This window comes from Stenotrophomonas sp. TWI602 (genome assembly GCF_039674045.1).
Taxonomy (GTDB): domain Bacteria; phylum Pseudomonadota; class Gammaproteobacteria; order Xanthomonadales; family Xanthomonadaceae; genus Stenotrophomonas.
This window is the reverse complement of sequence record NZ_JBDJMT010000025.1, coordinates 17,881-42,827: the sequence shown is the minus strand read 5'-3', so window position 1 is coordinate 42,827 and position 24,947 is coordinate 17,881. Positions and strand designations below refer to the sequence as shown.

The window sequence follows — 24,947 nt, the reverse complement described above, 5'->3', positions numbered from 1 at the left end:
GCTCTGATGGGCTCGGGCGGAGAGCAGCCGACCAACGGTCGGCTCTACCACCGGGTCGCCCAAAGGGGGGGGGCGGTGTTTTATCCGTGCGGGGATTGCAACTGGGCGTCCAGCTGCGCCAGACGCTCCGGCGTGCCTACGTCGGTCCATCGGCCGCGATGGTGCTGGCCGGTCACACGGCCCTGCGCCATCGCGTGGCGCAGGAGGGGGACGAGGCTGAACTGCGGCGGTGTCGCGCCGGCCCCGGTGGTGTCGCCGATCACCGCCCGCCAGCCGTCGAGGATCGCCGGGCGGTACACGCCGATACCGGCATAGGTGAGCCGCGCGCTGTCGCCGTCATCGCTGACGCGACCATCGGCGTGCAGGATGAAATCACCGCGCGGGTGCTGCGCGGGATTGTCGACCAGCACCAGATGCGCATCGCCGGCAGGCGTGCGCGGCAACGTGGCGACCTCCATATCCGTCCACACATCGCCGTTGATCACCAGGAACGGTGCCTCGCCGAGAATCGGCAGGGCATTGAGGATGCCGCCACCGGTTTCCAGCGGCACGGCGCCCTCATCGATGAAGTGCAAGCGCAGCCCCCAGCGCGCACCGTCGCCCAGCGCGGGTGCGAACTGGTCACCCAGCCAGGCGGTGTTGATCACCACCTCATCAATGCCGGCGGCAGCGAGCCGTTCCAGGTGCCACACGATCAGCGGCTTGCCACCGGCCACCAGCAGTGGCTTGGGCGTGTGCAGGGTCAGTGGGCGCATGCGCTCGCCCTTGCCGGCCGAGAAGATCATGGCCTTCATGGGCGCGCCTGCACCGGTTCGGCGATGCGGGCCAGGGCCGGTTTGATGCGCAGCTCGAACAGGTCGTGCAGTGGGGCCAGCTCGGGATGGCGCGGCAGCACTTCATCCAGATAGCGGATGAAACGGGGTGCATCCTCGAAGTAGTGACCCTTGCCGTCGCGGTCGCGCAGGCGCACGAACAGGCCGAGAATCTTCAGGTGGCGCTGCACGCCCATCCAGTCGGCGTCGCGCAGGAACTGCGGCCACGGCCGCACCGGCAGGCCGGCGGCCAGGGCGAGCGCGTGATAGCGCGCCAACCACGCGTCCACGCGTTCGATCGGCCAGCTCAGGAACGCATCCTTGAACAGGCTGACCGGGTCGTAGGCGATCGGCCCGCGCACCAGATCCTGGAAATCCAGCACGGCCGGCCCGCCGTCGATCGGCATCAGGTTGCGCGGCATGAAATCGCGGTGGGTCAGCACCTGCGGCTGCTGCAGGGCGTTGTCCATCAGCAGGCGGTGCATGCGCTGCAGGTGCTCGATCTCGCCGCAGTCCAGTTCCAGGCCGAGGTGACGTTGCAGGAACCATTCGTCGAACAGCCCGGCATCACGCTGCAGCAGCGCCTCGCCGAAGCTGCCCATGCCCTCGGGCACCGGGATGGACTGCAGCCGGATCAGTTGCGCGAAGGCGGCATCGAACCAGGCATCGGCGTTGTCGGTGTCGATATGGCGGGCCAGCGTCGGGCCGCCCAGGTCTTCCAGCAGCAGGAAGCCGTTGTCTTCATCGCGCGCCAGTACCTGCGGCACGCGCACGCCGTTGGGCTCGAGCAGGTCGTGCATGCGCAGCCACGGGCGCACATCCTCCAGCCCGGGCGGGGAATCCATCACGATGTGGCTGCCGCGCGCGCTGGTGGCGCGCCAGTAGCTGCGGAAACCGGCATCGACCGACGCACGGTCAAGCGCGGTGGCCGGGTCGCCGAGGGCGGCGCAGGTCCACTGCCGGCGGTGTTCGGCGCGCAGCGGATCGGAAGCGGGATCGTTCATGGACGGGTACGTCGAAGCGGCGCCGGAAGGCGCGCGGGAAGAAAGAAGAGGGCGATGCTCAGCGCTTGCTGCTGAACAGCCGGAGCACGGCCAGGACCGCGACCGCACCGAGGATCGCGCCGATGAAACCGGCAGGCTCGCCGCGGGCATACCAGCCCATGTACTGGCCGAACCAGCCGGCCAGCAGGGCGCCGACGATGCCGAGCACGATGGTCAGCAGGCAGCCCATGCGGTTGTTGCCGGGCATGAAGAAGCGCCCGAGCAGACCGACGACGAAGCCGACCAGGATGATGTAGAGCCAGCTGGTGCTGCCAAACAGTCCGTTCATGCCAAATGCGTCAGTAGAGGTGGACGCAGCCTAGCAAGGCCAGGCTGCGTCCGCCAACGTCAGCAGCAGCCGTGGCCACCGTGACGGGTGCCGCTGTCGGCGGCGACCGGCGAACCGCTGGTCTCGCCACGCAGGCTGGCCGCGTAATGCTCGCTGATCACCTTGGACACGCAGGAGGTCACGCGCTTGCCCATCGGGATGTGCAGGAACTCGTTCGGGCCGTGTGCGTTGGAGTGCGGGCCGAGCACGCCGGTGATCATGAACTGCGCGCCCGGGAACTTCTCGCCGAGCATGCCCATGAACGGGATCGAGCCGCCTTCGCCCATGTACATCGCCGGCTTGCCGAAGAAAGTCTGGCTGGCGTCGTCGATCGCCTGGGTCAGCCACGGCGCCATCGCCGGGGCATTCCAGCCGCTGGAGGCCTTCTCCAGGTCCAGCTTCACTTCCGCACCGTTCGGCGGATCGCGCAGCAGGGCTTCTTTGAGCAGCTCGCCGCAGGCTTTGCCGTCAGCGGTCGGGGGCAGGCGCAGTGACAGCTTCACCGCGGTATGCGGGCGCAGCACGTTGCCGGCCGAGGCCAGCGGCGGCAGGCCGTCCACACCGGTGACCGACAGCGCCGGGCGCCAGGTGCGGTTGAGCACCAGTTCGGCCAGGTCGTCGTTCATCGGGCGCAGGCCGTCGACCATCGGGAATTTCTCGAAGATCGCGGTGTCCACCACTTCAGCGGCACGCTTGGCCTGTTCCTGGCGCTCGGCCGGGATTTCGACATTCATGCCGTCGATCAGGATGCGGCCGGTGTTCTCGTCCTCGATGCGCGAGATCAGCTGGCGCAGCAGGCGGAAGCTGGACGGGATCACGCCGGAGGCATCGCCGGAATGCACGCCTTCGTTGAGCACCTTGACCGAGAAGTTGCCGCCGGTCAGGCCGCGCAGCGAGGTGGTGCACCACAGCTGGTCGTAGTTGGCGCAGCCCGAATCCAGGCACACCACCAGCGAGGGCTTGCCGATGCGGTCGGCCAGGTGGTCGACATAGGCGGGCAGGTCGTAGCTGCCGGATTCTTCGCAGGCTTCGATCAGGATCACGCAGCGCGCGTGCGGCAGGCCTTGTTCCTGCAGCGCCAGCACGGCGGCCAGCGAACCGAACATCGCATAGCCGTCATCGGCGCCGCCGCGGCCGTACAGCTTGTCGCCGCGCAGCACCGGGATCCACGGACCCAGGTCGTCGTCCCAGCCGGTCATTTCCGGCTGCTTGTCCAGATGGCCGTACAGCAGGATGGTGTCGTCGCCGGTCTCGGCGCCGGAGGCCGGGATTTCCAGCAGCAGCAGCGGGGTGCGGCCTTCCAGGCGCACGACCTCGACGGTCAGGCCCGGCAGGTTCTGGGCGCGGGCCCAGGTTTCCATCAGGGTGACGGCCTGTTCCATGTAGCCGTTGGCGACCCAATCGGCGTCGAACATCGGCGATTTGTTGGGGATACGGATGTAATCGACCAATTGCGGGACGATCTCGTTGTCCCACTTTTCACTGACGAATTGGCCGAGCTTGGCGCTGTCCATCTGAACTCCGGAGTGCTTTTGACAAGTCCCGCCATTCTACGCCTGCGCTGGGGTAGGTATTTCCCTACACCACGTCGGGTGTTAGGCCTGCTGTGTGAAGGTGCCGTGGACGATAGGCTGTGTGTATGTGGCGAGGGACGCTGGAACCTTCGACAGGATTGCCGGCAGGGGCCGGTTCCGAGCCACAAGGAGTTACACGGTGGGACCTTGGTTTTCGTGCAGGGCGCTGGTGCTGGGACTGCTGTTGAGCGGAATGGCCTTCGCGGCCGATCGGATCAACATCAATACGGCGGACGCGTCGACGCTGCGGCAGGGACTGGCGAACGTGGGGCCGATGAGGGCCGAAGCGATCGTCGCGTACCGGCGACAACACGGACCCTTTGAACACGTCGAGGATCTGGCGCGGGTGAAGGGGATAGGGACAGCTACCGTCGAACGGAATCGACAACGGATGACGACCGGGGCCAGGCAGGCGCCGGCCGAGGCACCGCCCAGGAGGGCAGCGCCGGCCTCCGTACCAAGGCGCTGAACAACAGGACAGGTCGGGACAGGCAGGACGCCGGTCACTGGTCGCCACGGCAGGATGCCGCGGCGGCACCGACAGCTGCAGGGAGGCAGCACGCAGGGAGGCGGCGCGGAAGGATTGGCGCGGACCCACCAGGACGGTGGCATCCAGACCCCGGGAAGGGTTGAGATGGCGGAAGCATATACGGCCGAGTGCAGGATGCATGGCCGGCACCCAGACTGGGCAGGATGCACAGGGGGAAGGCGGGATGCCGACAAGGATGTATCGATTGCCCGGTCTGCACAGGATGTGTGGCCGGGCAATTACTTTTTGGGGCGCACGAAAACCGGCAGCAGGGCTGCGCGTGTTTTCGCGAACGCATGCAGGCACTTCGTGTAGCGTGGCGGCATCTCTTCGAATGGATGCACGACATGGCAGTACGCAGCACGCTGTTGAGTCTGGCCCTCGGGACGCTGCTGGCGACCGGGATGCTTTCCGCCACGGCCGCCAACAGTGCGCCGACGGCCAGCAAGACGACCGAGGCCCCGCGCGGTCCCACCGATCTCAAGCCCGGCGAGTTTCTCTGGCATCCGGAGATCTCCCCGTCCGGCCCGATCGTGCTGGTGGTCAGCCTCGATGAGCAGCGCGCCTACGTGTACCGCAACGGCATCGCGATCGGCATGAGCACGATCAGCTCGGGCAAGACCGGGCATGAGACCCCCACCGGCGTGTTCACGATCCTGCAGAAGGACAAGGACCACAAGTCCAACCTCTACAACAGCGCGCCGATGCCCTACATGCAGCGCCTGACCTGGGACGGTATCGCGCTGCACGGCGGCAGCCTGCCCGGTCACCCGGCCTCGCACGGCTGCGTGCGGCTGCCACAGGCGTTCGCGCAGAAGCTGTTCGGCGAAACCCACCGTGGCGATACCGTGGTGGTGGCCGATGCCAAGAGCGCGCCGATGACGCTGGCCTATCCGGCCGTGCTGGCGCCGGTCAGCAGCACCGGCAAACCGCTGGTCGAGAGCACCGACGCGCCGGCGCATTACTGGAACGATGCGGCGGCCCCGGCCGGCCAGGTCGGCATTCTGGTCAGCCTGCATGATCAACGCCTGTATGTGCTGCGCGATGGCGTGCTGATCGGCGAGTCGCGGTTGGAGGCCAAGGCCTTGCCGGCGTTCGAGGGCACCACGTTGTTCGTGATGGGCCAGGGCTACCAGGACAACCCCAGCCCGCTGGACCCGCACCGCCCGCTGCACCGCTGGACCGCCTACCCACTGCTGGGCCAGACCGCCGCCAATGCCACCCCGGACCTGCTCGCCACGCCGAGCCTGCCGATGGCGCTGCCGCCGGAATTCGCCGAACAGCTTTACAGCGTGCTGGTGCCCGGCACCACGCTGCTGGTGACCAGCCTGCCCGCGGTTCGCCCGGTGGCCGATGAACAGAACCTGCAGCCCGTCTTGGAATCCGACGCCGGCGGGTCCACGTTGTAAGCGTTGCCTCCGGTTGGTGTGCTGCCCATGCCCGTTGTGAAATTGCTGCCTGCCGCGTTCTGCGGCCTGATCGCGTCCGCCACGGCGGGCGCGGCCAGCCCTGCGCCGGCCCCGGAGGCGAATCCGGTGCAGATGGCCGAGATGCTCTCCAAGGCCGCACCGGCTGCGGACAAACACGTGTTGCAGCTGGCGGCCCGCGCGATGCGCTGTGCGTTGCGCCGGCCGGAACTCGGCGTCGACCCGGGCAAGTTGAGCGTGATCGATTACTCGCGGCCGTCGACCGAACCGCGCATGTGGATTTTCGATCTGACCCGCCAGCGGCTGCTGTTCGAGGAGTGGGTCGCGCATGGGCGCAACAGCGGTGACAACCGTACCCAGCACTTCTCCAACAAGGACGGCAGTTTCATGTCCAGCCTGGGCGCGTTCACCGCCAAGGAGACCTACATGGGCGGCAACGGCTATTCGCTGCGCCTGGAAGGGCTGGAGCCGGGCTTCAATGACCATGCCCGCGACCGTGCGATCGTCATCCACGGCGCGCCGTACGTGAATCCGGCGATCGCGCGCCTGCAGGGCCGGCTGGGCCGCAGCCTGGGGTGCCCCGCCGTGCGGCTGTCCGTGGCGCGGCCGCTGATCGACAGTCTGCGCGGCGGCACGATGGTGTTTGCGTATTACCCCGACAAGGACTGGCTGGCGCGTTCGCGCCTGCTGGAACCCGATTGCGGCGGCGTGTCCTGAGGCAGCTCTGCTGCGTCGGCTCAGGCACACTGGCGCCATGTCGACCGATACCGTCCTGAGCGCGGCCAGCCGCGTCATCCCCTCCTTCGAATACCGCCGCGAACGCTGGCGCAACGGCCTGGGCTGGACCCGCGAGATCCTGCGCGTGCCCGACAACGACGATTGGCAGGTGCGCCTGTCGATCGCCGAGATCGAGCAGGACGCCGCGTTCTCGGCCTTTCCCGGGATCGACCGCGAACTGGTGCTGCTGCGTGGCGAAGGCCTGCACCTGCGGTTCGCCGATGGCGCACTGCATACCCTGATGCCGCCGCACGACCGCCTGCGGTTTGCGGGCGAAGCGCAGGTGACCGGCGAACTGATCGACGGGGTGACCCACGATTTCAATCTGATGTGGCGGCGCGATGCCGTGCAGGCCGAGCTGCTGCACCGGCCGCTGGTGGGCAGCATGTTCTTCTTCACCGAACCCGGGGCGGCGTGGGCGATTCATCTGCTTGCCGGCCAGGCCGAATTCGAAGGCGAGCCGTCGCTGGCACCGCTGGCCGCCGGTGATACCGCCTGGTTGGCCGCCGGTGACCGCCACCGGTTTGCCTTGCATGGCGGCGGCGAGTTGCTGGCGATCCGTGTCACTGCGGGGGGCCGCAACGCCTGGGGGCCTGCCGACAATCCTCAGTACACGTCGCGCCGGTAGCGCCCGGCCACGATCAAGGCCTCTTTCCCGTCGCGGCCCAGCGCCTGCTCGATCACCGCATCCACCGCCGGGGCCATGCCCTGCAGGCTGCCGCAGACCAGGATCGTGGCACCGTCGTGCACCCACTGCTGCAGCGTGTGGATCTGCGCCTGCAGCCGGTCCTGCACGTAGTGATGCTCACCAGCGTCGCGACTGAACACCGTATCCAGACGCGCGATCCAGCCGTCGCGCTGCCAGGCGCGCAGGTCGTCGCCGAAGAAGAAATCGTGCGCGGCCGTACGCTCGCCGAACAGCAGCCAGTTGCGGCGAGCGCCGGCGCTGATCCGCTCGCGCAGGTGGGCGCGCAGGCCGGCGATGCCGGTGCCGTTGCCGATCAGGATCAGCGGCGTTGCCGCTGCCGCACCGTGGAAGTTCGGGTTGCTGCGGAAGCGCAGATCGATGCGCCCATCCAACGCAGCGTGATCGCACAACCAGCCGCTACCCAGCCCCGGAGTGCCATCAGGACGCAGCTGACGGCGCAGCAGCAACTGCACCTGGCCTTCGGCAGGCAGGCTGGCGATGGAGTACTCGCGGTGCGGCAGCGGGCGTAACCCGGCGACCAGTGCGTCTGCGTCGGCAAACGTCGGGAGTTCCCCGTCACTGGGCAGATGCGCCCGCGCGAGATGCGCACGCAGCGGCTGTCCATCGATGTCCGCATCGCCCTCCCAGGGGGTATCGCGCAGCCAGGCCTCGACCTCGGCCGGCGAATGCTGCGGCCCGATCTCGACCACGTCGCCGGCCTGCCACGTCGGCAGCACGCCATCGGCAGGCACCAGGGTGATGCGGTAGGTCGGTGCGCCCGGGCTGCCCGGGTTTTCCAGATGGCGCGCCTGCAGTTGCCAGGGCAGATAATCGGCCGGGGCCCAGTCCGGCAGTTCGGTCGCTTCACCACCGAGCTGGCCGAGCAGTTGCTGCCAGTGGCGCAGTGCGCCGGGATCGGCGTTGTCTACCTCCACGGTATCGAACAGCGGATGCGCGCCGTGCTGACGCAGCCACGCATCGAGCTGGTGGCCGAAGGCGCAGAAATGTCCGTAGCTGCGATCACCCAGCGCCAGCACGCCGTACTGCAGCTGCGGCAATGCGAGCGCCTGTGGCATCACCTTGCGCAGGAAGGGCAGGGCATGATCCGGCGCATCGCCTTCGCCGGTGGTGCTGACCACGAACAACACCTGCCCGCTGCGCTGCAGAAGCTCGGCCGTCACCGCATGCAGCGCGCGGATGCGGACCGGCAGGCCGGCAGCGCGCAACGCCTGCGCACTGCGTTCGCACAGCTGCTGCGCGAAGCCGGTCTGGCTCGCCCAGACAAGCAGGATCGGTGCGGGTCCGTTGTCGGCCACGTGGTCTTCGCGCGCGCGCCCGCGCCACCAGATCAGCGTGCAGAACGCGGCATAGCCCACCAGGCTGCCCGCTGCCCAGCGCCACTGCGAGGCCAGGGGTGCGCTCTGCCACCACGCGTCACCCAGATGCAGGCGCAGCAGCGCCCAGGCGATGACCGCCAGCAACAACATGACCGCCAGGTTGCCCAGCCACGCACGGGAAGGACGCAGACTCATGCCGCGCCCACGCGGTCGTCGGCGAGCAGGTGCTCGAATGCGGGACTCATCTGTTCCTCGATCCCGTGCGCGCCCCGGCTGACAACGCGGGCGGCCAGTGCATGGGTGCGCGCAAATGCGATGCCCTCGTCGGGGCCCATCACCGTCAATGCGGTGGCCCAGGCATCGGCCTGCATGGCACTGTCGGCGACCACGGTGACCGCGGCCGCAGCGCGCGTGACCGGTGCACCGGTGCGCGGATCCAGCGTGTGGCTGAACTGCTCGCCGCCCTGTTCGAAGTGATGCCAGCGATCACCGGAGGTGGCCACCGCCCGATCTCCCAGCGCGAGCACGCGTGGCGGATGGTCTGCCTGTGCATCGTCTTCCGGGGCCGATTCCACCAGCACGCGCCACGGCTGGTCATCAGGCTTGCGGCCAAAGCCGTGCAGCTCGCCGCCGACCTCCACCAGTGCGGCGTGCACCCCGTTCCCGCGCAGCCACCTGCTGACCTGATCGACACCAAATCCCTTGGCAATCGCCGACAGATCCAGCGCCAGCCCACCGGGTTGCAGCAGGCGACCGGGCTGCCACTGCAGCCGTTCCCAGCCACACCGCGCACGGGTGGCGGCGAGGGCGGCCGCATCGGGAATGCGCCGGGCCTGCGCCTGTGCGCCGAATCCCCACAAGGCCACCAACGGGCCGATGGTCGGATCGAAGGCGCCGCCACTGCGCTGTGCGATGTCCAGCGCGCACTGCATCACGGTGTCGAACAAGGGCGGCAGCGCCTGCCACTCACCCGCGGGCGCACGGTTGAAGCGCGCGATATCGCTGTCGGCTTCCCACGTGCTCATCTGCGCCACGATGGCGTCCAGCTGCGCCTGGATGCCGGCGTGCAGCGGGTGCAGGTCGCGGCTGCGCGCCACGGCCAGCTTTACCTGCCAGGTGGTGCCCATGGTGTGGCCGCCGAGGCTGGCGATGTCGAGATCCGGGTTGTTCATGGGGATGGGCACGTCGGGCCTAGTAAGCCCGATGGCCGGACTGCATCGGGTGAAAAGCCCCCGTCGTGTCGACGGGGGCGGGGTGAGGTGGACGGCGCGTGCAGCGGCCGCGCCGAAGGCCGTTACTCGGGCAGCACTTCCAGCGTGGCCACGTAGCTCAGGCGACGCTTCTTGGCTTCCTTGATCGAGGTCTTGCTGTCCTCGGTGCCGGTTTCCAGCCAGTACATGCCTGCTTCCGGCCAGGTGACGGCGAACTCGCCCTTGGCATCGGTGCTGACCTTGATCTCGTCCTGGGCGTTGCGGTACCGGGTGCCGCCGCGGGTGATCTCGAACGCCAGGCCGGCGGTCGGCTTGCCGTCGACCAGCACGCGGAAGCGCGCGGCTTCACCGGCGACCAGATCGTTCGGGTGAGCCAGCGCGATCATCTCGATGCCCTGGTTGGTCGGCTTGAGCGCGGTGTCGTTCGGGGTGCCGTTGGTGACGAAGGTTTCCACGCGACCGACCGACTGCGAGACCTGCAGGTTCCTGGCGTTCTTCGGCACTTCGGTGGCGAAGGTGGCCGGCGTACCGCGCCAGCGCTTGGGCTTGCCGTCCTCTTCCCAGCTGGCCGACAGACCGTTGTTGACCGTGGCCAGGCGGTAGGTGCCCTGCTGGGTCAGCTCGACATCGAACACGCTGCGGAACTTGCCGGTCGCCGCGTTCTGCGGCTGCACGGTGCTGCCGTCCGGCGCGGTGATGACCAGGCTGTCCAGGCGCAGCGGCACGTGGTTGAAATAGAACAGGTCGTTGGAGACCGCCGCATCGACGGTGATCCACGGGTTGGTGCCCGCGATCACGGTCTGCGAGGGCTGCAGCCAGGCCTTGTGGGCCAGGGCGGAGAACGGAAGTGCGGCGGCCATGGCGGCGGCGAGGACGAGCGTGCGCTTCATCGAAAAACTCCAGGTGGATGGGGGATCAGGGCTTGGCGGTCAGGGTGACCAGACCGAGTTCGGTCGCGCCCTGGGCCTTGCCGGACTGGGCGGACGTGGCCGGCCAGGTGAAGGGGATCTTGAGCAGTTCGCGGCCGCCGACTTCGCGCACCGCTTCCACCACGAGGGTGTAGTTGCCCGGTGCCAGCGCCTTGAGCGCCGGCTGCTTGTCGCTGAAGGAGAGCGCGTGCTTGCCGACCGGGCGGGTCGGGCCGGTCACGCCGTCCACCGGCACCTCCAGCGTGCGGCCGCTCTTGCGCCACCACTGGCGCAGGTCGGGCAGCCACTTGGTGCCATGGCCTTCGGCGTTGCCGGTCTGCTGGTACCAGACGGAGAGGTTGGCGGCGACCTTCTGGTCGGCCCCTTCCAGCCACACGGCCACATACGGGCGGTGGTACTCGGCCACGTTGAGCTTGGGCACCTCGACGTTGATATCCAGGGTGGTGGCATAGGCCGGCGAGGTGGCCAGCAGGCCGCTCAGGGCGATGGTCAGGGTGACGCGCATGGTGCGGCTCCGGAAGGGACGGTCAGTGGATGAGGATCAGGGCGATCAGCAGCGGGATCAGCAGGCCCAGGCCGACCAGCGGCCAGGTCATGCGGCGCTGGCGGGCATGCAGGTGCAGCAGGAACAGGCCGGTGATGCAGAACACCAGGCAGGCCACGGCGAAGATATCCAGGAACCAGCCCCAGGCGGGCCCGGCATTGCGCCCTTTGTGCAGATCGTTGAAATAGGACACCCAGCCGCGTGCGGTGGATTCGTATTCCACGTCGCCCGTTTCGCGGTCGATGCTCAGCCAGGCATCGGCCCCCGGGCTGGGCATGGAGAGATAGATTTCGCCATCGGACCATTCGGCCGGGCGGCGCCCGATCGAGATGCCGAGCTGCGCATCCAGCCAGCGGCTGGCCACCCGGGGAATGGGCGCGTGGCCATCGGCGCGGTCGCCCAACTTGCCGAGCAGGTCAGCAGGCAGCTCGAGCTGGCGGCTGACCACCTGCGGCGTGGCTTCGATCCTGGCCGCGTGGTTCAAGGTGATGCCGGTCGCGGCGAACAGCAGCATGCCGATCAGGCACACCGCCGAGCTGATCCAGTGCCACTGGTGCAGCGTGCGCAGCCAGAAGCCGCGGCGTTGTTGTTGCACGCTGGAAGAAGGAGCGCTGGTGGCCACGGTCGGGAGAGAGAGTACTGAGGGGCGAATTACACCATTGATGAGAATGATTCGCAATTTGTGAAAAAAGAAGGCAGCGTTCCGTCGCCGGCGCGCTGCCCGAGGTCAAGGCCAGCGGCGACGTCACTCAGGACGCCGCCGCGGTGTGCCTCAGAACTTGGCGTTCAATGAGATCCAGTAGCTGCGACGCTGATCCTTGGTGGCGTAATCGTCCACGCAGCTGAACTCGCTGTCGCTGATCAGCACGCAGGACTGCGAGACGAAGTCCTTGTCGAACAGGTTGTTGACCCGCGCGTTGACGGTCAGCCACTTATTGATATCCCAGCTGCCGCCGAGGTGGAAGATCGTGTAGTCCTCGTAATAGCGGGTCTGCGAGCTGCTCACGCCGCCGACGTTGCTGACCAGCGTGTCGCGGTAGCGGTCGTAGCGGCCTTCGCCGATCAGCGACAGGCTCACCGCCTCGCTGATCTGCCAGTTCAGGCTCGCATTGGCCATGTGCTTGGCCGGGTTGCCGGTGATCGGCAGGCCCTTGCCGGTGCCGCTGGTCTGCTCGCTCTTGGTCCAGGTGTAGTTGCCGCGCAGCTGCAGGGTGTCCAGCAGATCGACCTGGGCGGCGGCTTCGACGCCGCGGGTTTCGGCCTTGTCGATGTTCACGCTCTGGCCGAAGGTGCTGTAGCCCAGCTCGGCCCAGCCCGGACCGATGTCCACGCAGTAGCTGCCATCGTTCGGGGCGACTTCGCAGTTGGCGAAGGTGCCGCCGCTGGCGATCTTGTCATCGAACTTGTTGAGGAAGCCGGTGAGGTTGAAGCCCCAGCGATCGCCTTCGTAGTAAGTGGCGATTTCGTAGTTGGTGCTGGTTTCCGGCTTCAGGTTGGGCGAGCCGACCAGCGGGGTCACGCCCTGGCCGCCGAAGCCGACGATGCCGGGGAACAGCTGGTCCGGACGCGGGGTCTTGTAGCCCGTGCTGACGCCGCCCTTGACGGTCCAGGCATCGTTGGCATTCCACACCAGGTAGGCGCGCGGGCTGACGTGACTGCCGAAGATGTTGTGGTCGTCATAGCGCACGCCGACCGTGGCGGTCAGGGTGTCGGTCAGCGACCAGTTGTCCTCGGCGAACAGCGCCCACATGCGGTGCTGCTGCTTGACGTTGGTCTTGTAGCCGTTGCCGTCCATGCCGAACACGCCATCGACCATGTCGGTGTCGTTGTACTGGCCGCCCACGGTGAGCTTGTGCGCGCCGAAGGTCAGGTCGAGCATGGTGTCCAGCACGTTGCCCTTCAGCTCCATCGTGCGCAGCGGGCGCGGCAGGAAGGCCTGCAGGCGCGCCAGCTCGGCGGCGTTGAGCGCGCCCAGTCCGTTGCGTGCGCCGGCCGCGCAGTTGGCGGCGGCACCGGTGCGGCGGCAGACGTCGTTCCACAGGCCCTGCAGATCAGCGCGTTCGTCCAGGGTCAGCGGCAGCGAGCGGCCGAGGTTGTTGCTGGTGATGTGGGTCAGCGTGGTCTGCCAGGTGCCGAACTCATAGCGGCCCTGATGGGTCAGTGCCAGCTGGTCGCGCTCATAGCGCTGGTAGGCGGTGTAACCCACGCGCGGCTGCACCACGCGGCGGGTGATGTTGCCCGGACCGTTTGGGTTGCGGATCGTCGCATTGCCAACGCGCCACAGGCTGGCCAGGCTGTCCAGGGTGCCAGTCTGGCCTTCGCTGTTGTCGTACTTCTGGCGCGACACGTCGTAGTCCAGCCACAGCTCGTGGTCGTCATTGACGATGAAGTTCAGGCGCAGGCCGGTGTTCCAGTTGGTGTTGGCCACCGCCTTGCCGCCGCCACCGAAGCCGATGCTGCGCGACCACAGCGTGCCGTCCGGCAGCGGCAGGTCATCCCATTCCGGGTTGGAGGCTTTGGCGTCGTAATAGCTGCCGCGCACCGACAGGCCCAGGCGGTCCTTGACCAGCGGGCCACTCAGGTAGACATCGGTGCTGCGGGCATCACCGAACTGGTCGTCCTGCTGCAGGGTGAAGCCCTGGGTGACCGCGCCATGCCACTCGGTCTGGTTGCGGCGGGTGATGATGTTGATCACCCCGCCCATCGCATCGGAGCCGTACAGGGTCGACATCGGGCCGCGGACCACTTCGATGCGTTCGATCGCATCCAGCGGTGGCATGTACGAGAACTGGCCGCCACCGAAGTTGTTCGGGTACAGGTTGCCGGCGTTGCTCTGGCGGCGACCGTCGATCAGCACCAGGGTGTAGTCCGAGGGCATGCCACGCATGGAAATGGTGGCGCGGCCGTTCTTGTCGGTCGGCTCCATGCCCACGTCGATGCCTTCCACGTCGCGCAGCGCATCCACCAGGCTGGTGTACGGGCGCTTGCTCAGCTCCTCGCGGCTGATCACGCTGATGCTGGCCGGGGCATCGGCGATCTTCTGCTCGAAGCCGGCGGCGGTCACGACCACCTTGTCCAGCGTGGTCGGGGCGGCGGCCTCGCCGTTGGCGAAGGCCGGGGCGCTCAGCGCACCGAGCAGGGCGATGGACAGGGTGCAGCGGGACAGGGACGTGCGACGACGATGGCGCTGGGCCATGGGGGTAACCTCGGAAAGAAGAACGCGGACGCAACGCGGCAGGCCGCAGGGCGGCAACACGCGCAGGAATCAGGAAGGCCCGGAACGGGCAGAGCGTGCGTGACCGCGCGGGGCGCGATGGCGCCGCCGGCAGTCGGGATCAGCCCTGCGGAGGGGCCTGGCCGCGCTGGACGCGCAGGCCGGGTGCAGCAGGCAGCGGCGTGGCCGGTGCCGAATCAATGGCGGGTACGACCCGTGGCGGCTGTGCTACCAGCGTGGCCATCAGCGCATCCAGCGATTCCACGACCGGTGGCAGCGACGGCTGCGGCGGTGGCGTGGAAGCAGGGCGCGCGCTGGCGACCCGGCGCGGCTTGGCCGGGGTGTCTTCCTGCACCGCGGTCTCACCGCCGCCGACAGGACGCTCGTCCATTGGCATCTGCAGGACCATCACGGTGCTGCCCGGGGCAACGCGCTCGAGTACCGGCAGGCCGGTAAACAGCATCGCCAGCACCGCCAACCACGCCAGCACCACAGGCAGCGCCGGGCGCTGCCCGCGCATGGCGGTGGCAAAGCTGCGATGGCGGTGAGGGTGGCGCAAGGGAAGATCCCGAAAGGGCGGACCGGACCTCCGGTTCGCAACGCGCCGAGATTGTAGTGAGAAATGTTCCCAAGCGCAAATGGGAACGATTTGCGATTGCGGGGGCCTATGGCGCCAGGCTCAGATCTCGCTCCAGCGTCGCAGGAGATTGTGATACACACCGGTCAACTGCAGCACGGCCGCGCTGTCGGCACCGGTGGTGCGCAGCGTTTCGATCGCACTGTCCATCTCCAGCAGCGTGCGCCGCGCGCTGTCATCGCGCACCATGCTCTGCACCCAGAAGAATGAGGCCAGCCGCGACCCACGGGTGACCGGATTGACGCGGTGCAGGCTGCTCGAGGGATACAGCACCAGATCGCCGGCGGGGAGCTTCACCTCGTGCTCGCCGTAGGTATCGCTGATCACCAGCTCGCCGCCGTCATAGTCGTCCGGCGCGGTGAGGAACAGCGTGCACGATACGTCCGAGCGCAGATGACTGCGCTGTCCGTCCAGCTGGGTAATCATCACCGCCCCATCCACGTGGAAGCCGTACTCGCCGCCGCCCTGGTAGCGGTTGAAACGGGGCGGCAGAATCCGCAGTGGCAATGCCGCCGCGAAGAACAGCGGATGCCGGTCCAGGGCGCCCAGCACGATCCGGCCCAGCTCGGCCTTCAGGGGCGAGGCGTCGGGCAATTGTTCATTGCGCTTGACCTGCGCGCCCTGCGCGCCGACGGTCTCGCGCCCATCGGCCCATGCCGCCTCGGCCAGCGCGCGCTGGAGGTGGGCCAGTTCATCCGCGCTCAGTACGTCGGGAACATGCAGCAACATGACAGGGTCCTTGTACGACGCAGGGGAGGGCTCCCCTGCGTCGGCCGGTGGTCAGAAGCGGAAGTCCGCACTGAACAGGACGGTGCGCGGGGCACCCGGGGTGTAACGGTAGCCGCTCTTGTTGATCGCAGCCACGTACTGCTTGTCGAACAGGTTGTAGGCGTTCAAGCGCAGCACCAGGTGCTCGTTGATGGCATACGAAGCCACCGCATCGTAAACCGTGTAGGACTTGGTGAAGGCCGGGGTACCGACCGCACCGTCGGTGCCGCGATGCATCTGGCCGGCGTAGCGCACGCCGCCGCCGATCGTCAGGCCGGACGGGAAGGCATAGCTGGTCCAACTGGTGAAGGTGTCGCCCGGGGTGTAGGTCAGGTTGCGGGTGCCGTCGGCGGCGACGTTGGCGCCTTCTTCCACCTCGGTATCCAGATGGCTGTAACCCGCCGAAACCGACCAGTTGTCGGTGATGCGGCCCACGGTGGAGACTTCGATGCCCTGCACCGACTTCTTGCCGGTCTGGGTCGGGTTGCCCGCATCGTCCAGGACCTGCGTGTTGATCTCGTTGCTGACCTCGGTCTTGAACAGCGCCACGTTGAAAGCGAGTGCGTCATCGAGGAAGGCCCACTTTGTCCCCACTTCGACGGTCCTGGCTTTCTGCGGCTCCAGGCTCGGATTGTCAGCGCTGCTGGTAGAGGCGCTCAGCTGGAAGTTGCTGCCGCCCGGCGGCTGCTGGGAGAGGGCGTAGTTGGCGTACAGGCTGACGATGTCATCGACCTTGTAGACCGCGCCGAGCTTCCAGTTGAGCAGGGTGTCCGAATGTTCAAGCGAGGGATTGGCGATCACGGTGCCAACCGGGTTGGCGCCACAGGCCGGACCACGGCCGCCGCACACCGACGCACTCTGGTACTCGGTCGAGTAGTGGTCCGCGCGCAGACCTGCGGTGACCAGCAGGCTTTCGCCGAGGTTGAGGGTGTCGAAGAGATAGATCGAGGAGGTGGTGGTCTTGCCGTGGCTGTCGGCGCCGTTGTGTGCCCAGGTCAGTCCGGTCGCGTTCCAGTCCGGGGCATACAGGTTGGCCGGCGACCAGGTGGTGCCACCGGTGGCGGCCTGGCCGAAGCTCTTGAGCTCCTCGCGGGTGAATTCCAGGCCGGCGCTCAGGTTGTGCACGATCGCCCCGGTGGTGATATCCGCCCGCAGGTTGAGCTGGTCGGTCAGGATCGTGTTCTGCTGGTCCTTGAAGGTCGGCAGGCTGCGCGCGATGGTGTAGGTGGCTGGATCGGCCGGGTTGGTGAAGCGGATGTTGCCGGTCGGTGCGCCATTGGCACCGCGCGTGCCGGTACCCATGAACGCGGTCAGCAGGTAATCCTGGTCGGTGCGGCCCCAGCGGGCGGTGTTGGTCACGCGCACCGCGTCGTTGATGTCGTGCTCGATGCGGAACGTCGCCATCTTCGCGGTGACATCGTCGTGGTCGGCGCGGGTGCCGTAGAAATTCTCCGGATCGACCGGCTGGCCGGCCAGCTGCTCCAGGCTGGGCTGCGGCGTCCAGCCCGGCAGGCCCAGGGTCGGCACGCCGCCGTCGGGCACGTTGTCCTGGTCCACGTAGAGCAGGTTGAGGAAATAACGCGTGCTGGTGCCCAGGCCGAACGCCAACGACGGTGCGATGCCCCAGCGGCGGTTGTTGACGTGGTCGCGGCCGGGTTGGTCGCTGTCCTGCCACATCGCATTCACGCGCAGCGCACTGGTTGCGCCGAGCGCCTGGTTCCAATCGGCGGTGCCGCGCTGCTGGCTGTCGGTACCGGCCGAGACCGTGCCCGACACGGCGTTGTGCAGGTTGGCCTGTTTGCTGACCATGTTGATCGCACCCGTGGGTGCCGAGCGTCCGTTGTCGGTGCCGGCCGGGCCCTTGGCCACCTCCACCTGCTCGGTATTGAACACATCCCGCGAGATCGAGCCGAGGTCGCGCACGCCATCGACGAAGATGCTGCTGGAGGTGTCGAAGCCGCGCATGAAGATGCTGTCGCCGGTGTTGGTGTTGCCGTTCTCACCCACGTAGAACGTACCCACCCCCGGGCTGTTGCGCAGCGCATCGGTCAGCGTGGTCGCACCCTGCTGATTGAACAGGTCGCTGGTGATCACCTGGATCGTCTGTGGGGTGTCCTGCAGCGACTGGGTGAACTTCGGGGAAGCGACCTTGTCGGCCTTGAAGCCGCGCACGCCGCGCACATCGATCTGATCCAGGGTCTGCGGCGTGTTGCCACTGGACTGGGCGTGCGCGATGACCGGCAGGACAGCCAGGCTCAGCCCGGTGACCAGGCCGGCAGTGGCGCGACCGGCAACGGTGCGCGGAAAGGAAGAATGCTTGCGGCTCTTGATCATGGTGTGGACGATCCGGGAAGGTAAAGACGGGCGGCGCGGCGCGCGCGGGGAACAGCGGCCGGCAATGGAGACGCGGGCACGCGAAGCCGTTCGCACTGCGCACAGGCGCAGGCACGGCACGCCCCACGCGGTGCGTGGGGCAGGGATCAGGCGTGGGGAGGCGCGTGGCCGGGATTGAGCCGCAGCGAAGGTTCCAGCCGCTGCCGCCGCAGCGCATCGGACGGCCACAGCGGGACCAGGGTCGTCCAGGCGGTGCGCCGCTGACGCAGGGGCACGCCGACATGACCGAGTTCGGGATCGGGGCCGGACTCGGCGGCCGACGGGGGCTCTGCCGCCGGGAGCTCGGGCACGGGCATGGCCGGGGCGGTCGCCGTCGGCGAGATGTCCCAGGCCAGCGAGGTCCGTGCCGGCGCCTTGCCTGGCTCAGCGCCGCGCTGGGGTCCGCTCAGCCCGCGGCACGCCAGCAGCACCACGCAGAGCGTGGCCCACAGGGCAAGAGCGCCAAGAAGAGAGCGGTGGGCGGACACGGGCTACCGGACAGGCGCGACCGGCTGGCCGCAATGCCTATCGTAATAGGAACAATTCGCGTTTTCAAAACGCCGACGTTCAGCCCGGCTCAGTCGCGGTCGTCGCGGGCCCAGACCGCGTCGTGTTCCCGCTTGACCGGGAACTTCGCGACCGGCGAGTAGGCCGGGGCGCACAGCGCGGCGCCGTCGCGGATATCGAAGCGGGCCCCGTGCAGGACGCACTCGATGCTGGCCTCGCCGGTATCAAAGGTGCCCGAGGACAGCTCGAACTCGTCGTGGGTGCACTGGTCTTCCAGCGCGTACAGCTCGCCGTCCAGGTTGAACACCACGATCGGCGTGCCGGTCACTTCATCAAAGGTGCTCTTCATCTCGCCCGGCAGCAGCTCGGCGCTGGCGCAGACGAAGGTCCAGGTGTCGCTCACGCCGGCACCGCCAGCGGCTTTTCCAGGATCTCGAAGCGCAGGTCGTCGCGCTTGGGGATGCCGAAGCGTTCATCGCCATACGGGAAGGGCTTCTTGATGCCGGTGCGCTGGTAGCCGCGGCGCTCGTAGAAGGCGATCAGTTCGTCGCGGATGTCGATCACCGTCATCTGCATGACCGGCACGCCCCACTCGCGCGCGGCGTGGGCTTCGGCGGCCAGCATCACCTGCTTGCCGACGCCGCCGCCCTGCTGGGTCGGGTCCACCGAGAACATGCCGAAGTAGCCCTTGCCCTGGTCATCGGCGATATGTGCGCAGGCCAGCAGCTGGCCCTCGCGCTCGGCGAGCAGGATGGTGCTGCGCGGGCGCTCGATGTCGGCCTGAAGACCCTGCGGGTCGATGCGGGCGCCATCGAGGATGTCGGCCTCGGTGGTCCAGCCGGCGCGGCTGGCATCGCCCCGGTAGGCGGAGGTGACAAGGGTGACGAGGGCGGGGATGTCGGCCAGCGTGGCGGCGCGGTAGGTCAGGGTGCTCATGCCGCCATTTTAGGCTGGCCGGGGCCCGGACGGAAACGACCGGGGCGGGCAACGAAAAACGCCGTGGCAGGCCACGGCGTTCCAAGGGGGACACAGACGAGGCGGGCTCAGCCCAGCAGCTTGCGCACCTTGTTCAGCGCCACGATGAAGCGCTCGATCTCGTCATGCGTGTTGTAGAACGCCAGCGAGGCGCGGCAGGTCGCGGCGACGCCGTAATACTGCAGCAGCGGGTGCGCGCAGTGCTGGCCCGAGCGCACGGCAACACCTTCCAGATCCAGCAGGGTGGCCAGGTCGTGCGAATGCGCGCCCTCCACCAGGAAGGAGACCACCGCCGCCTTGTCCGGCGTGGTGCCGAAGATGCGCAGGCCGTCGATCTTGCCCAGTTCTTCGTTGAAGTGCGCCAGCAGCTCGGTTTCGCGTGCTTCCACGTGGTCCAGGCCGAGCGATTCGAGGTAGTCCACCGCCACGCCCAGGCCGATGAAACCGGCGATGTTCGGGGTGCCGGCTTCGAACTTGTGCGGGGCATCGTTGAACACGGTGCCCTCGAAGCTCACTTCCTTGATCATCTCGCCGCCACCAATGAACGGCGGCATGGCGTCCAGGTGTTCGCGCCTGGCCCACAGCGCGCCGGTGCCGGTCGGGCCGCACATCTTGTGCCCGGTGATGGCATAGAAGTCGCAGCCGATCGCGGGGATGTCGACCTTGCGGTGCGGTGCGGCCTGCGAGCCGTCCACCACGGTGATGATGCCGCGCTTGCGGGCCTCGCGGCAGATCTCGCGGACCGGATTGACCGTGCCCAGCACATTGGACACATGGGCAACGGCGAGCAGCTTGACCTCGGGGGTCATGGCCTTGCGCAGTGCGTCCAGGTCCAGGGCACCCTCCGGGGTGATCTCGGCCACGCGGATCGTCGCGCCGGTGCGCTGGGCGACCAGCTGCCAGGGCACGATGTTGGCGTGGTGTTCCATGCGCGAGACCAGGATGACATCGCCGGCCTTCAGCCGCGGCAGTGCCCACGAATAGGCGACCAGGTTGATCGCGAAGGTGGTGCCGCTGCACAGCACCAGTTCGCTGGCACGCACGTTGAGGAAGCGCGCCAGCTTGTTGCGCGCGCCTTCGTAGGCATCGGTCGCCTCGGTGCCGAGCGCATGCACTGCACGGCTGACGTTGGCGTTGTAGCGGCGGTAGAACTCGTCCAGCGCGCCGATCACCTGCACCGGCTTCTGGCCGGTGTTGGCGTTGTCGAAGTACACCAGCGGCTTGCCGTGCACTTCGCGCATCAACAGCGGGAAGTCCAGTCGCACGCGGTCCCAATCGGGCGCGGCGCCGGTATCGGCGACCGGGCGCGGCGTGGACAGGTTCATGCCACGCCCGCCAGGGCCAGTGCACGGGTGAGCTGGGCGGTGAGCTGCTCGGTCAGGCGTGCGTCGAGCGCGTTCAGCGGTTCATGGCAGAACGCCGCGCTCAGCAGCTGCTGCGCGCGATCGGCCGGCAGGCCGCGCGAGCGCAGGTAGAACAGCGCATTCGCATCGAGCTGGCCGACCGTAGCACCATGGGCGGCCTTCACTTCGTCGGCGTCGATCACCAGCGTGGGCTGGGTATCGATCTCGGCATCGGCCGACAGCAGCAGGTTCTTGTTGGACAGGTTGGCGTCGGTGCCATCGGCGCCTTCGCGGATGTGGATGCCACCGTGGAAGACCACGCGGCTGCGGTTGGCCGCCACACCACGCCAGACCATTTCCGAGGCGGTATCGCGTGCGATGTGCTCGATGCCCAGGCGGGTATCGACATGGCGGCGGCCGTTGCCGAGCAGCACGCCGTTGGCGGTCAGCTGGGCGTTGTCGCCTTCCAGGCGGACGTTGAGCTCATGGCGGCTCAGCGCGGCGCCCAGTTCCAGATCGACACGACGGTACTGCGCGTTGCGGGCCAGCACGGCGTCGGTGCGCAGCAGCGAGGTGGCGCGGGTGGCGTCGGCCTGCACACGGGCGTGCGAGAGCACGGCATCCTGCGCCAGGTGGACGTGCACGAGGGTGTTGTCCAGGTGCGCGGCATCACCCACATGCAGGTGGTGCTCGACCACGCCCAGCGCAGCGCCAGCGCGAAGTTCGATCAGGTGGCGGTGGTGCCAGGACAGATCGGTCTCGCCAGCCACGCTGATGAAGACCAGCTGCAGCGGCGTCTCGACCTGCACGCCGGCTTCCACGCGCAGCAGCACGCCTTCATCGGCGAGCGCGGCGTTGAGGCGGGCGAACACTTCCTCGCTGCGCTCGAAGCGGCGGCCGAGGAAGCGAGCGGCTTCATCGCCCGCGGCCAGCGCCGAGGACAGGGTCGCCAGCTGCACACCGGCCGGCACCGCGGCGACATCGCTCAGCGCGCCGGACGGGCGACCATTGACGAACACCAGCCGCGGCGACGGAATGTCGGCCAGCAGGGCGGCATCGACCACGGCCGGGGCGAGCGGGGCGGGCTGGAAGCTGCGACGCTCCAGCTGGCGCAGGGAGGTGTATTTCCAGGCTTCGGTGCGCGGGCCGGGCAGGCCGGCCTGCAGGGCGGCATCCAGCTCGGCGCGACGTGCATCGCTGCCGCAGAAGCCGCTGGCGAGGGAATCGAGCAGGGCGCTCATCAGACCGCTGCCTCCGGCACCACGCGGTCCTTCAGGAAGTGGTAGCCATGGGCTTCCAGTTCCAGGGCCAGTTCCGGGCCGCCGCTCTGCACGATCTTGCCGTCGGCCAGCACGTGCACCACGTCCGGCTTGATGTAATCGAGCAGGCGCTGGTAATGGGTGATCACGATGAAGGAGCGGTCCGGCGAACGCAGCGCGTTGACGCCGTCGGCCACGCTCTTGAGCGCGTCGATATCCAGGCCGGAGTCGGTTTCATCCAGGATCGCAAGCTTCGGCTCGAGCACGGCCAGCTGGAAGATCTCGTTGCGCTTCTTCTCGCCACCGGAGAAGCCTTCGTTGACGCCGCGGTGCAGCAGCTCGTCCTTCAGGTGCAGCACGGCCAGCTTCTGGCGGACCAGCTTGAGGAACTGCATCGAATCCAGCTCTTCCTCGCCGCGCGCCTTGCGCTGGGCGTTGAGCGCCGCGCGCAGGAAGTAGGTGTTGTTCACGCCGGGGATTTCCACCGGATACTGGAAGGCCAGGAACAGGCCGGCGGCGGCGCGTTCTTCCGGCGCCAGCTCGAGCAGGTCACGGCCTTCGAACTGCACGCTGCCTTCGCTCACGTCATAGCCGTCGCGGCCGGCCAGGACGTTGCCCAGGGTGGACTTGCCGGCGCCGTTGGGGCCCATGATGGCGTGCACCTGGCCGGGCTTCACGTCGAGCGAGAGGCCCTTGAGAATCTCTTTTTCGCCAATGCGTGCGTGGAGGTTGTCGATCTTCAACATGTCGATAATCGTCTTGTCAGATAGGGGGAACTGGAGGCAGCGCGACTCAGAGGTCGTATTCGCTGCGCTCGAGGAATTCGTTGCGCAGGTAGGCGGTGCGGGTTTCGGTCAATGCGGCCTTGGCGCCGATGTAGAGCATCGGGTACATCGAGCCGTACAGCATGCGCGGGTCTTCATCCTTGCCGACCGGGTACTGCGCTTCCAGGTCGGCATCGCGCAACTGCACCCACAGGCGCTGGGCGGCCTTCAGCTTGGCCAGCGCCACCGGGGCATCGGCCAGCTCGCCCACCACCTGGCGGTACACCGCGTTCAACGCGGCATCGGCTGTTTCGAACCCTTCGTTGGCGCACTCGTTCATCTGCATCTGCGTGCTCAGATCGTCGCAGGCCGATTCGGCGAACGCCGGCGCGGCCGCGCAGAGCAGCAGGGCCAGGGGGAGCAGGCGCTTCATCCGACCGAGCCTTCCAGGCTGACTTCCAGCAGCTTCTTGGCTTCCACGGCGAACTCCATCGGCAGCTCGCGGAAGACCTGCTTGCAGAAGCCGTCGACGATCATCGAGACCGCGTTTTCCTGGTCGATGCCACGGGCGCGGCAATAGAACAGCTGGTCGTCGGAGATCTTGGAGGTGGTCGCTTCGTGTTCGACCGTCGCGCTGGGGTTCTTCACCTCGATGTAGGGGAAGGTATGCGCGCCGGACTTCTTGCCGATCAGCAGCGAATCGCACTGGGTGTAATTGCGCGCGCCTTCGGCGCCGCGATCGATCTTCACCAGGCCACGGTAGGTGTTCTGGCCATGGCCGGCGCTGATGCCCTTGCTGACGATCTTGCTCTTGGTGCGCTTGCCGATGTGGATCATCTTGGTACCGGTGTCGGCCTGCTGACGATGGTGGGTCAGCGCGACCGAGTGGAACTCGCCGACCGAATCATCGCCAAGCAGCACGCACGACGGATACTTCCAGGTGATCGCCGAGCCGGTCTCGACCTGGGTCCAGGTGACCTTGCTGCGCGCACCACGGCACTCGGCACGCTTGGTGACGAAGTTGTAGATGCCGCCCACGCCGTTCTCATCGCCCGGGTACCAGTTCTGCACCGTGGAGTACTTGATCTCGGCGTCTTCCAGCGCGACCAGCTCGACCACCGCGGCATGCAGCTGGTTCTCATCGCGCATCGGCGCGGTGCAGCCTTCCAGGTAGGACACGTACGCCTTGTCTTCGCAGATGATCAGCGTGCGCTCGAACTGGCCGGTGTGGCCGGCGTTGATGCGGAAGTAGGTGCTCAGTTCCATCGGGCAACGCACGCCCTTGGGGATGAACACGAAGCTGCCGTCGGAGAACACCGCCGAGTTGAGCGCGGCGAAGTAGTTGTCGCCGACCGGCACCACGGTCCCCAGGTACTGCTTGACCAGTTCCGGGTGTTCCTTGATCGCTTCAGACATCGAGCAGAAGATCACGCCCTTCTCGGCCAGTTCCTTGCGGAACGTGGTGCCGACCGAAACCGAATCGAACACCGCATCAACGGCGACGCCGGCCAGCTTGGCGCGCTCATGCAGCGGCACGCCGAGCTTGTCGTAGGTGTCCAGCAGTTCCTTGGGCACATCGTCCAGCGAGGCGTACTTCGGGCCCTTCGGCGCGGAGTAATAGCTCAGCGCCTGCAGGTCGATCTGCGCGATCTGCAGCTTGGCCCAGTCCGGCATCGGCATGGTCAGGAAGTGGCGGTAGGCGTCCAGCCGCCACTGCGTCATCCACTCCGGCTCGTCCTTCTTGGCCGACAGGGCACGGATGGTGTCCTCGTCCAGGCCGGGCGGCAACGAGTCCGATTCGATGTCCGTGATGAAGCCCGCCGAATACTTGCGGCCGAGCTGCTCATGGATCTCGCGGTTGGGGGTATCGCCGGTGGCGACGGTATCGAGGGTATCGGTGGCCATGGG

General features: G+C 67.6%; 25 protein-coding genes. 4 read left to right on the top strand and 21 right to left on the bottom strand.

The window, feature by feature from the left end; genetic code table 11:
• Positions 1-80: 80 nt before the first annotated feature.
• The 4 genes from murU to ABE483_RS16660 are packed head-to-tail and all read right to left on the bottom strand — an operon-like array spanning position 81 to position 3,697.
• The gene (gene murU, locus ABE483_RS16675) at positions 81-794 is read right to left on the bottom strand and encodes an N-acetylmuramate alpha-1-phosphate uridylyltransferase MurU (RefSeq protein WP_070426783.1); all 714 of its coding nucleotides are present in this window, start codon (positions 792-794) and stop codon (positions 81-83) included.
• On the bottom strand, positions 791-1,816 hold the full coding sequence (locus tag ABE483_RS16670; RefSeq protein WP_070426784.1) for a phosphotransferase: 1,026 nt from the start codon (positions 1,814-1,816) through the stop codon (positions 791-793). Before ABE483_RS16670 ends, murU begins: the two co-directional genes overlap by 4 nt.
• 58 nt (positions 1,817-1,874) lie before the next feature.
• Entirely contained in the window at positions 1,875-2,144 is a 270-nt protein-coding gene (locus ABE483_RS16665; protein WP_019185648.1) for a GlsB/YeaQ/YmgE family stress response membrane protein, read from the bottom strand.
• A gap of 59 nt (positions 2,145-2,203) precedes the next feature.
• Positions 2,204-3,697, bottom strand: coding sequence for a M20 family metallopeptidase (locus tag ABE483_RS16660; RefSeq protein ID WP_313212597.1), 1,494 nt, complete (start codon positions 3,695-3,697; stop codon positions 2,204-2,206).
• Between the two features lie 253 nt (positions 3,698-3,950).
• Between ABE483_RS16660 and ABE483_RS16655 the strand changes: the two genes are divergently transcribed.
• From ABE483_RS16655 to ABE483_RS16640, 4 genes are all read left to right on the top strand, one after another.
• Positions 3,951-4,226, top strand: a complete 276-nt coding sequence (locus ABE483_RS16655) for a ComEA family DNA-binding protein (RefSeq protein WP_313212612.1) — start codon at positions 3,951-3,953, stop codon at positions 4,224-4,226.
• A 407-nt stretch (positions 4,227-4,633) separates the two neighbouring features.
• A complete protein-coding gene (locus ABE483_RS16650; protein ID WP_346482070.1) occupies positions 4,634-5,695 on the top strand; it encodes a L,D-transpeptidase in 1,062 nt (353 codons plus the stop codon).
• Between the two features lie 27 nt (positions 5,696-5,722).
• The gene (locus tag ABE483_RS16645) at positions 5,723-6,430 is read left to right on the top strand and encodes a murein L,D-transpeptidase catalytic domain family protein (protein WP_313212598.1); all 708 of its coding nucleotides are present in this window, start codon (positions 5,723-5,725) and stop codon (positions 6,428-6,430) included.
• Positions 6,431-6,467: 37 nt separating this feature from the next.
• Positions 6,468-7,118: a HutD family protein gene (locus tag ABE483_RS16640; RefSeq protein WP_346482069.1), complete on the top strand. Its 651-nt coding sequence runs from the start codon at positions 6,468-6,470 to the stop codon at positions 7,116-7,118.
• Here the strand turns inward: ABE483_RS16640 and ABE483_RS16635 are convergent.
• From ABE483_RS16635 to sufB, 17 genes are all read right to left on the bottom strand, one after another.
• A complete protein-coding gene (locus ABE483_RS16635) occupies positions 7,097-8,710 on the bottom strand; it encodes a flavodoxin domain-containing protein (RefSeq protein ID WP_313217462.1) in 1,614 nt (537 codons plus the stop codon). The genes ABE483_RS16640 and ABE483_RS16635 overlap by 22 nt on opposite strands.
• Positions 8,707-9,687, bottom strand: a complete 981-nt coding sequence (locus ABE483_RS16630) for an FAD:protein FMN transferase (protein WP_346482068.1) — start codon at positions 9,685-9,687, stop codon at positions 8,707-8,709. Before ABE483_RS16630 ends, ABE483_RS16635 begins: the two co-directional genes overlap by 4 nt.
• Before the next feature lie 122 nt (positions 9,688-9,809).
• Entirely contained in the window at positions 9,810-10,616 is an 807-nt protein-coding gene (locus ABE483_RS16625) for a DUF4198 domain-containing protein (protein ID WP_346482067.1), read from the bottom strand.
• 25 nt (positions 10,617-10,641) lie between these two features.
• Entirely contained in the window at positions 10,642-11,160 is a 519-nt protein-coding gene (locus ABE483_RS16620; protein ID WP_313217466.1) for a DUF2271 domain-containing protein, read from the bottom strand.
• Between the two features lie 22 nt (positions 11,161-11,182).
• A complete protein-coding gene (locus ABE483_RS16615) occupies positions 11,183-11,821 on the bottom strand; it encodes a PepSY-associated TM helix domain-containing protein (RefSeq protein WP_345784554.1) in 639 nt (212 codons plus the stop codon).
• 150 nt (positions 11,822-11,971) lie between these two features.
• Positions 11,972-14,395 carry a TonB-dependent receptor gene (locus ABE483_RS16610; protein ID WP_346482066.1) on the bottom strand — a complete coding sequence of 808 codons (2,424 nt, stop codon included), beginning with the start codon at positions 14,393-14,395 and terminating at the stop codon, positions 11,972-11,974.
• Between the two features lie 139 nt (positions 14,396-14,534).
• Positions 14,535-14,972: a hypothetical protein gene (locus ABE483_RS16605; RefSeq protein WP_313217470.1), complete on the bottom strand. Its 438-nt coding sequence runs from the start codon at positions 14,970-14,972 to the stop codon at positions 14,535-14,537.
• Positions 14,973-15,092: 120 nt separating this feature from the next.
• The gene (locus ABE483_RS16600; protein ID WP_313217472.1) at positions 15,093-15,779 is read right to left on the bottom strand and encodes a Fe2+-dependent dioxygenase; all 687 of its coding nucleotides are present in this window, start codon (positions 15,777-15,779) and stop codon (positions 15,093-15,095) included.
• 51 nt (positions 15,780-15,830) lie between these two features.
• A complete protein-coding gene (locus ABE483_RS16595; RefSeq protein ID WP_346482065.1) occupies positions 15,831-18,152 on the bottom strand; it encodes a catecholate siderophore receptor Fiu in 2,322 nt (773 codons plus the stop codon).
• Positions 18,153-18,298: 146 nt separating this feature from the next.
• Complete coding sequence (locus ABE483_RS16590) at positions 18,299-18,679, bottom strand: hypothetical protein (RefSeq protein ID WP_346466298.1); 381 nt, start codon at positions 18,677-18,679, stop codon at positions 18,299-18,301.
• A gap of 89 nt (positions 18,680-18,768) precedes the next feature.
• Positions 18,769-19,101: a non-heme iron oxygenase ferredoxin subunit gene (locus ABE483_RS16585; protein ID WP_313217478.1), complete on the bottom strand. Its 333-nt coding sequence runs from the start codon at positions 19,099-19,101 to the stop codon at positions 18,769-18,771.
• On the bottom strand, positions 19,098-19,634 hold the full coding sequence (locus ABE483_RS16580) for a GNAT family N-acetyltransferase (protein ID WP_346463866.1): 537 nt from the start codon (positions 19,632-19,634) through the stop codon (positions 19,098-19,100). The genes ABE483_RS16585 and ABE483_RS16580 overlap by 4 nt, the downstream gene beginning before the upstream one ends.
• Positions 19,635-19,741: 107 nt before the next feature.
• On the bottom strand, positions 19,742-20,998 hold the full coding sequence (locus ABE483_RS16575; RefSeq protein WP_346482064.1) for a cysteine desulfurase: 1,257 nt from the start codon (positions 20,996-20,998) through the stop codon (positions 19,742-19,744).
• Positions 20,995-22,257 (bottom strand): Fe-S cluster assembly protein SufD, encoded by a 1,263-nt coding sequence (gene sufD / locus ABE483_RS16570; RefSeq protein ID WP_313217484.1) that lies wholly within the window; start codon positions 22,255-22,257, stop codon positions 20,995-20,997. The genes ABE483_RS16575 and sufD overlap by 4 nt, the downstream gene beginning before the upstream one ends.
• Complete coding sequence (sufC, locus tag ABE483_RS16565) at positions 22,257-23,021, bottom strand: Fe-S cluster assembly ATPase SufC (RefSeq protein ID WP_088432788.1); 765 nt, start codon at positions 23,019-23,021, stop codon at positions 22,257-22,259. The genes sufD and sufC overlap by 1 nt, the downstream gene beginning before the upstream one ends.
• A gap of 46 nt (positions 23,022-23,067) precedes the next feature.
• The gene (locus ABE483_RS16560; protein WP_346463869.1) at positions 23,068-23,472 is read right to left on the bottom strand and encodes a lysozyme inhibitor LprI family protein; all 405 of its coding nucleotides are present in this window, start codon (positions 23,470-23,472) and stop codon (positions 23,068-23,070) included.
• Positions 23,469-24,944, bottom strand: a complete 1,476-nt coding sequence (gene sufB / locus ABE483_RS16555; RefSeq protein ID WP_259261287.1) for a Fe-S cluster assembly protein SufB — start codon at positions 24,942-24,944, stop codon at positions 23,469-23,471. Before sufB ends, ABE483_RS16560 begins: the two co-directional genes overlap by 4 nt.
• Between the last annotated feature and the right edge of the window lie 3 nt (positions 24,945-24,947).

What these genes read in the sequence shown, in the direction of transcription:
- murU (WP_070426783.1), bottom strand. Translation starts at nt 794, where the DNA reads ATGAAGGCCATGATCTTCTCGGCCGGCAAGGGCGAGCGCATGCGCCCA.
- ABE483_RS16670 (WP_070426784.1), bottom strand. Translation starts at nt 1,816, where the DNA reads ATGAACGATCCCGCTTCCGATCCGCTGCGCGCCGAACACCGCCGGCAG.
- ABE483_RS16665 (WP_019185648.1), bottom strand. Translation starts at nt 2,144, where the DNA reads ATGAACGGACTGTTTGGCAGCACCAGCTGGCTCTACATCATCCTGGTC.
- ABE483_RS16660 (WP_313212597.1), bottom strand. Translation starts at nt 3,697, where the DNA reads ATGGACAGCGCCAAGCTCGGCCAATTCGTCAGTGAAAAGTGGGACAAC.
- ABE483_RS16655 (WP_313212612.1), top strand. Translation starts at nt 3,951, where the DNA reads ATGGCCTTCGCGGCCGATCGGATCAACATCAATACGGCGGACGCGTCG.
- ABE483_RS16650 (WP_346482070.1), top strand. Translation starts at nt 4,634, where the DNA reads ATGGCAGTACGCAGCACGCTGTTGAGTCTGGCCCTCGGGACGCTGCTG.
- ABE483_RS16645 (WP_313212598.1), top strand. Translation starts at nt 5,723, where the DNA reads ATGCCCGTTGTGAAATTGCTGCCTGCCGCGTTCTGCGGCCTGATCGCG.
- ABE483_RS16640 (WP_346482069.1), top strand. Translation starts at nt 6,468, where the DNA reads ATGTCGACCGATACCGTCCTGAGCGCGGCCAGCCGCGTCATCCCCTCC.
- ABE483_RS16635 (WP_313217462.1), bottom strand. Translation starts at nt 8,710, where the DNA reads ATGAGTCTGCGTCCTTCCCGTGCGTGGCTGGGCAACCTGGCGGTCATG.
- ABE483_RS16630 (WP_346482068.1), bottom strand. Translation starts at nt 9,687, where the DNA reads ATGAACAACCCGGATCTCGACATCGCCAGCCTCGGCGGCCACACCATG.
- ABE483_RS16625 (WP_346482067.1), bottom strand. Translation starts at nt 10,616, where the DNA reads ATGAAGCGCACGCTCGTCCTCGCCGCCGCCATGGCCGCCGCACTTCCG.
- ABE483_RS16620 (WP_313217466.1), bottom strand. Translation starts at nt 11,160, where the DNA reads ATGCGCGTCACCCTGACCATCGCCCTGAGCGGCCTGCTGGCCACCTCG.
- ABE483_RS16610 (WP_346482066.1), bottom strand. Translation starts at nt 14,395, where the DNA reads ATGGCCCAGCGCCATCGTCGTCGCACGTCCCTGTCCCGCTGCACCCTG.
- ABE483_RS16600 (WP_313217472.1), bottom strand. Translation starts at nt 15,779, where the DNA reads ATGTTGCTGCATGTTCCCGACGTACTGAGCGCGGATGAACTGGCCCAC.
- ABE483_RS16595 (WP_346482065.1), bottom strand. Translation starts at nt 18,152, where the DNA reads ATGATCAAGAGCCGCAAGCATTCTTCCTTTCCGCGCACCGTTGCCGGT.
- ABE483_RS16580 (WP_346463866.1), bottom strand. Translation starts at nt 19,634, where the DNA reads ATGAGCACCCTGACCTACCGCGCCGCCACGCTGGCCGACATCCCCGCC.
- ABE483_RS16575 (WP_346482064.1), bottom strand. Translation starts at nt 20,998, where the DNA reads ATGAACCTGTCCACGCCGCGCCCGGTCGCCGATACCGGCGCCGCGCCC.
- sufD (WP_313217484.1), bottom strand. Translation starts at nt 22,257, where the DNA reads ATGAGCGCCCTGCTCGATTCCCTCGCCAGCGGCTTCTGCGGCAGCGAT.
- sufC (WP_088432788.1), bottom strand. Translation starts at nt 23,021, where the DNA reads ATGTTGAAGATCGACAACCTCCACGCACGCATTGGCGAAAAAGAGATT.
- ABE483_RS16560 (WP_346463869.1), bottom strand. Translation starts at nt 23,472, where the DNA reads ATGAAGCGCCTGCTCCCCCTGGCCCTGCTGCTCTGCGCGGCCGCGCCG.
- sufB (WP_259261287.1), bottom strand. Translation starts at nt 24,944, where the DNA reads ATGGCCACCGATACCCTCGATACCGTCGCCACCGGCGATACCCCCAAC.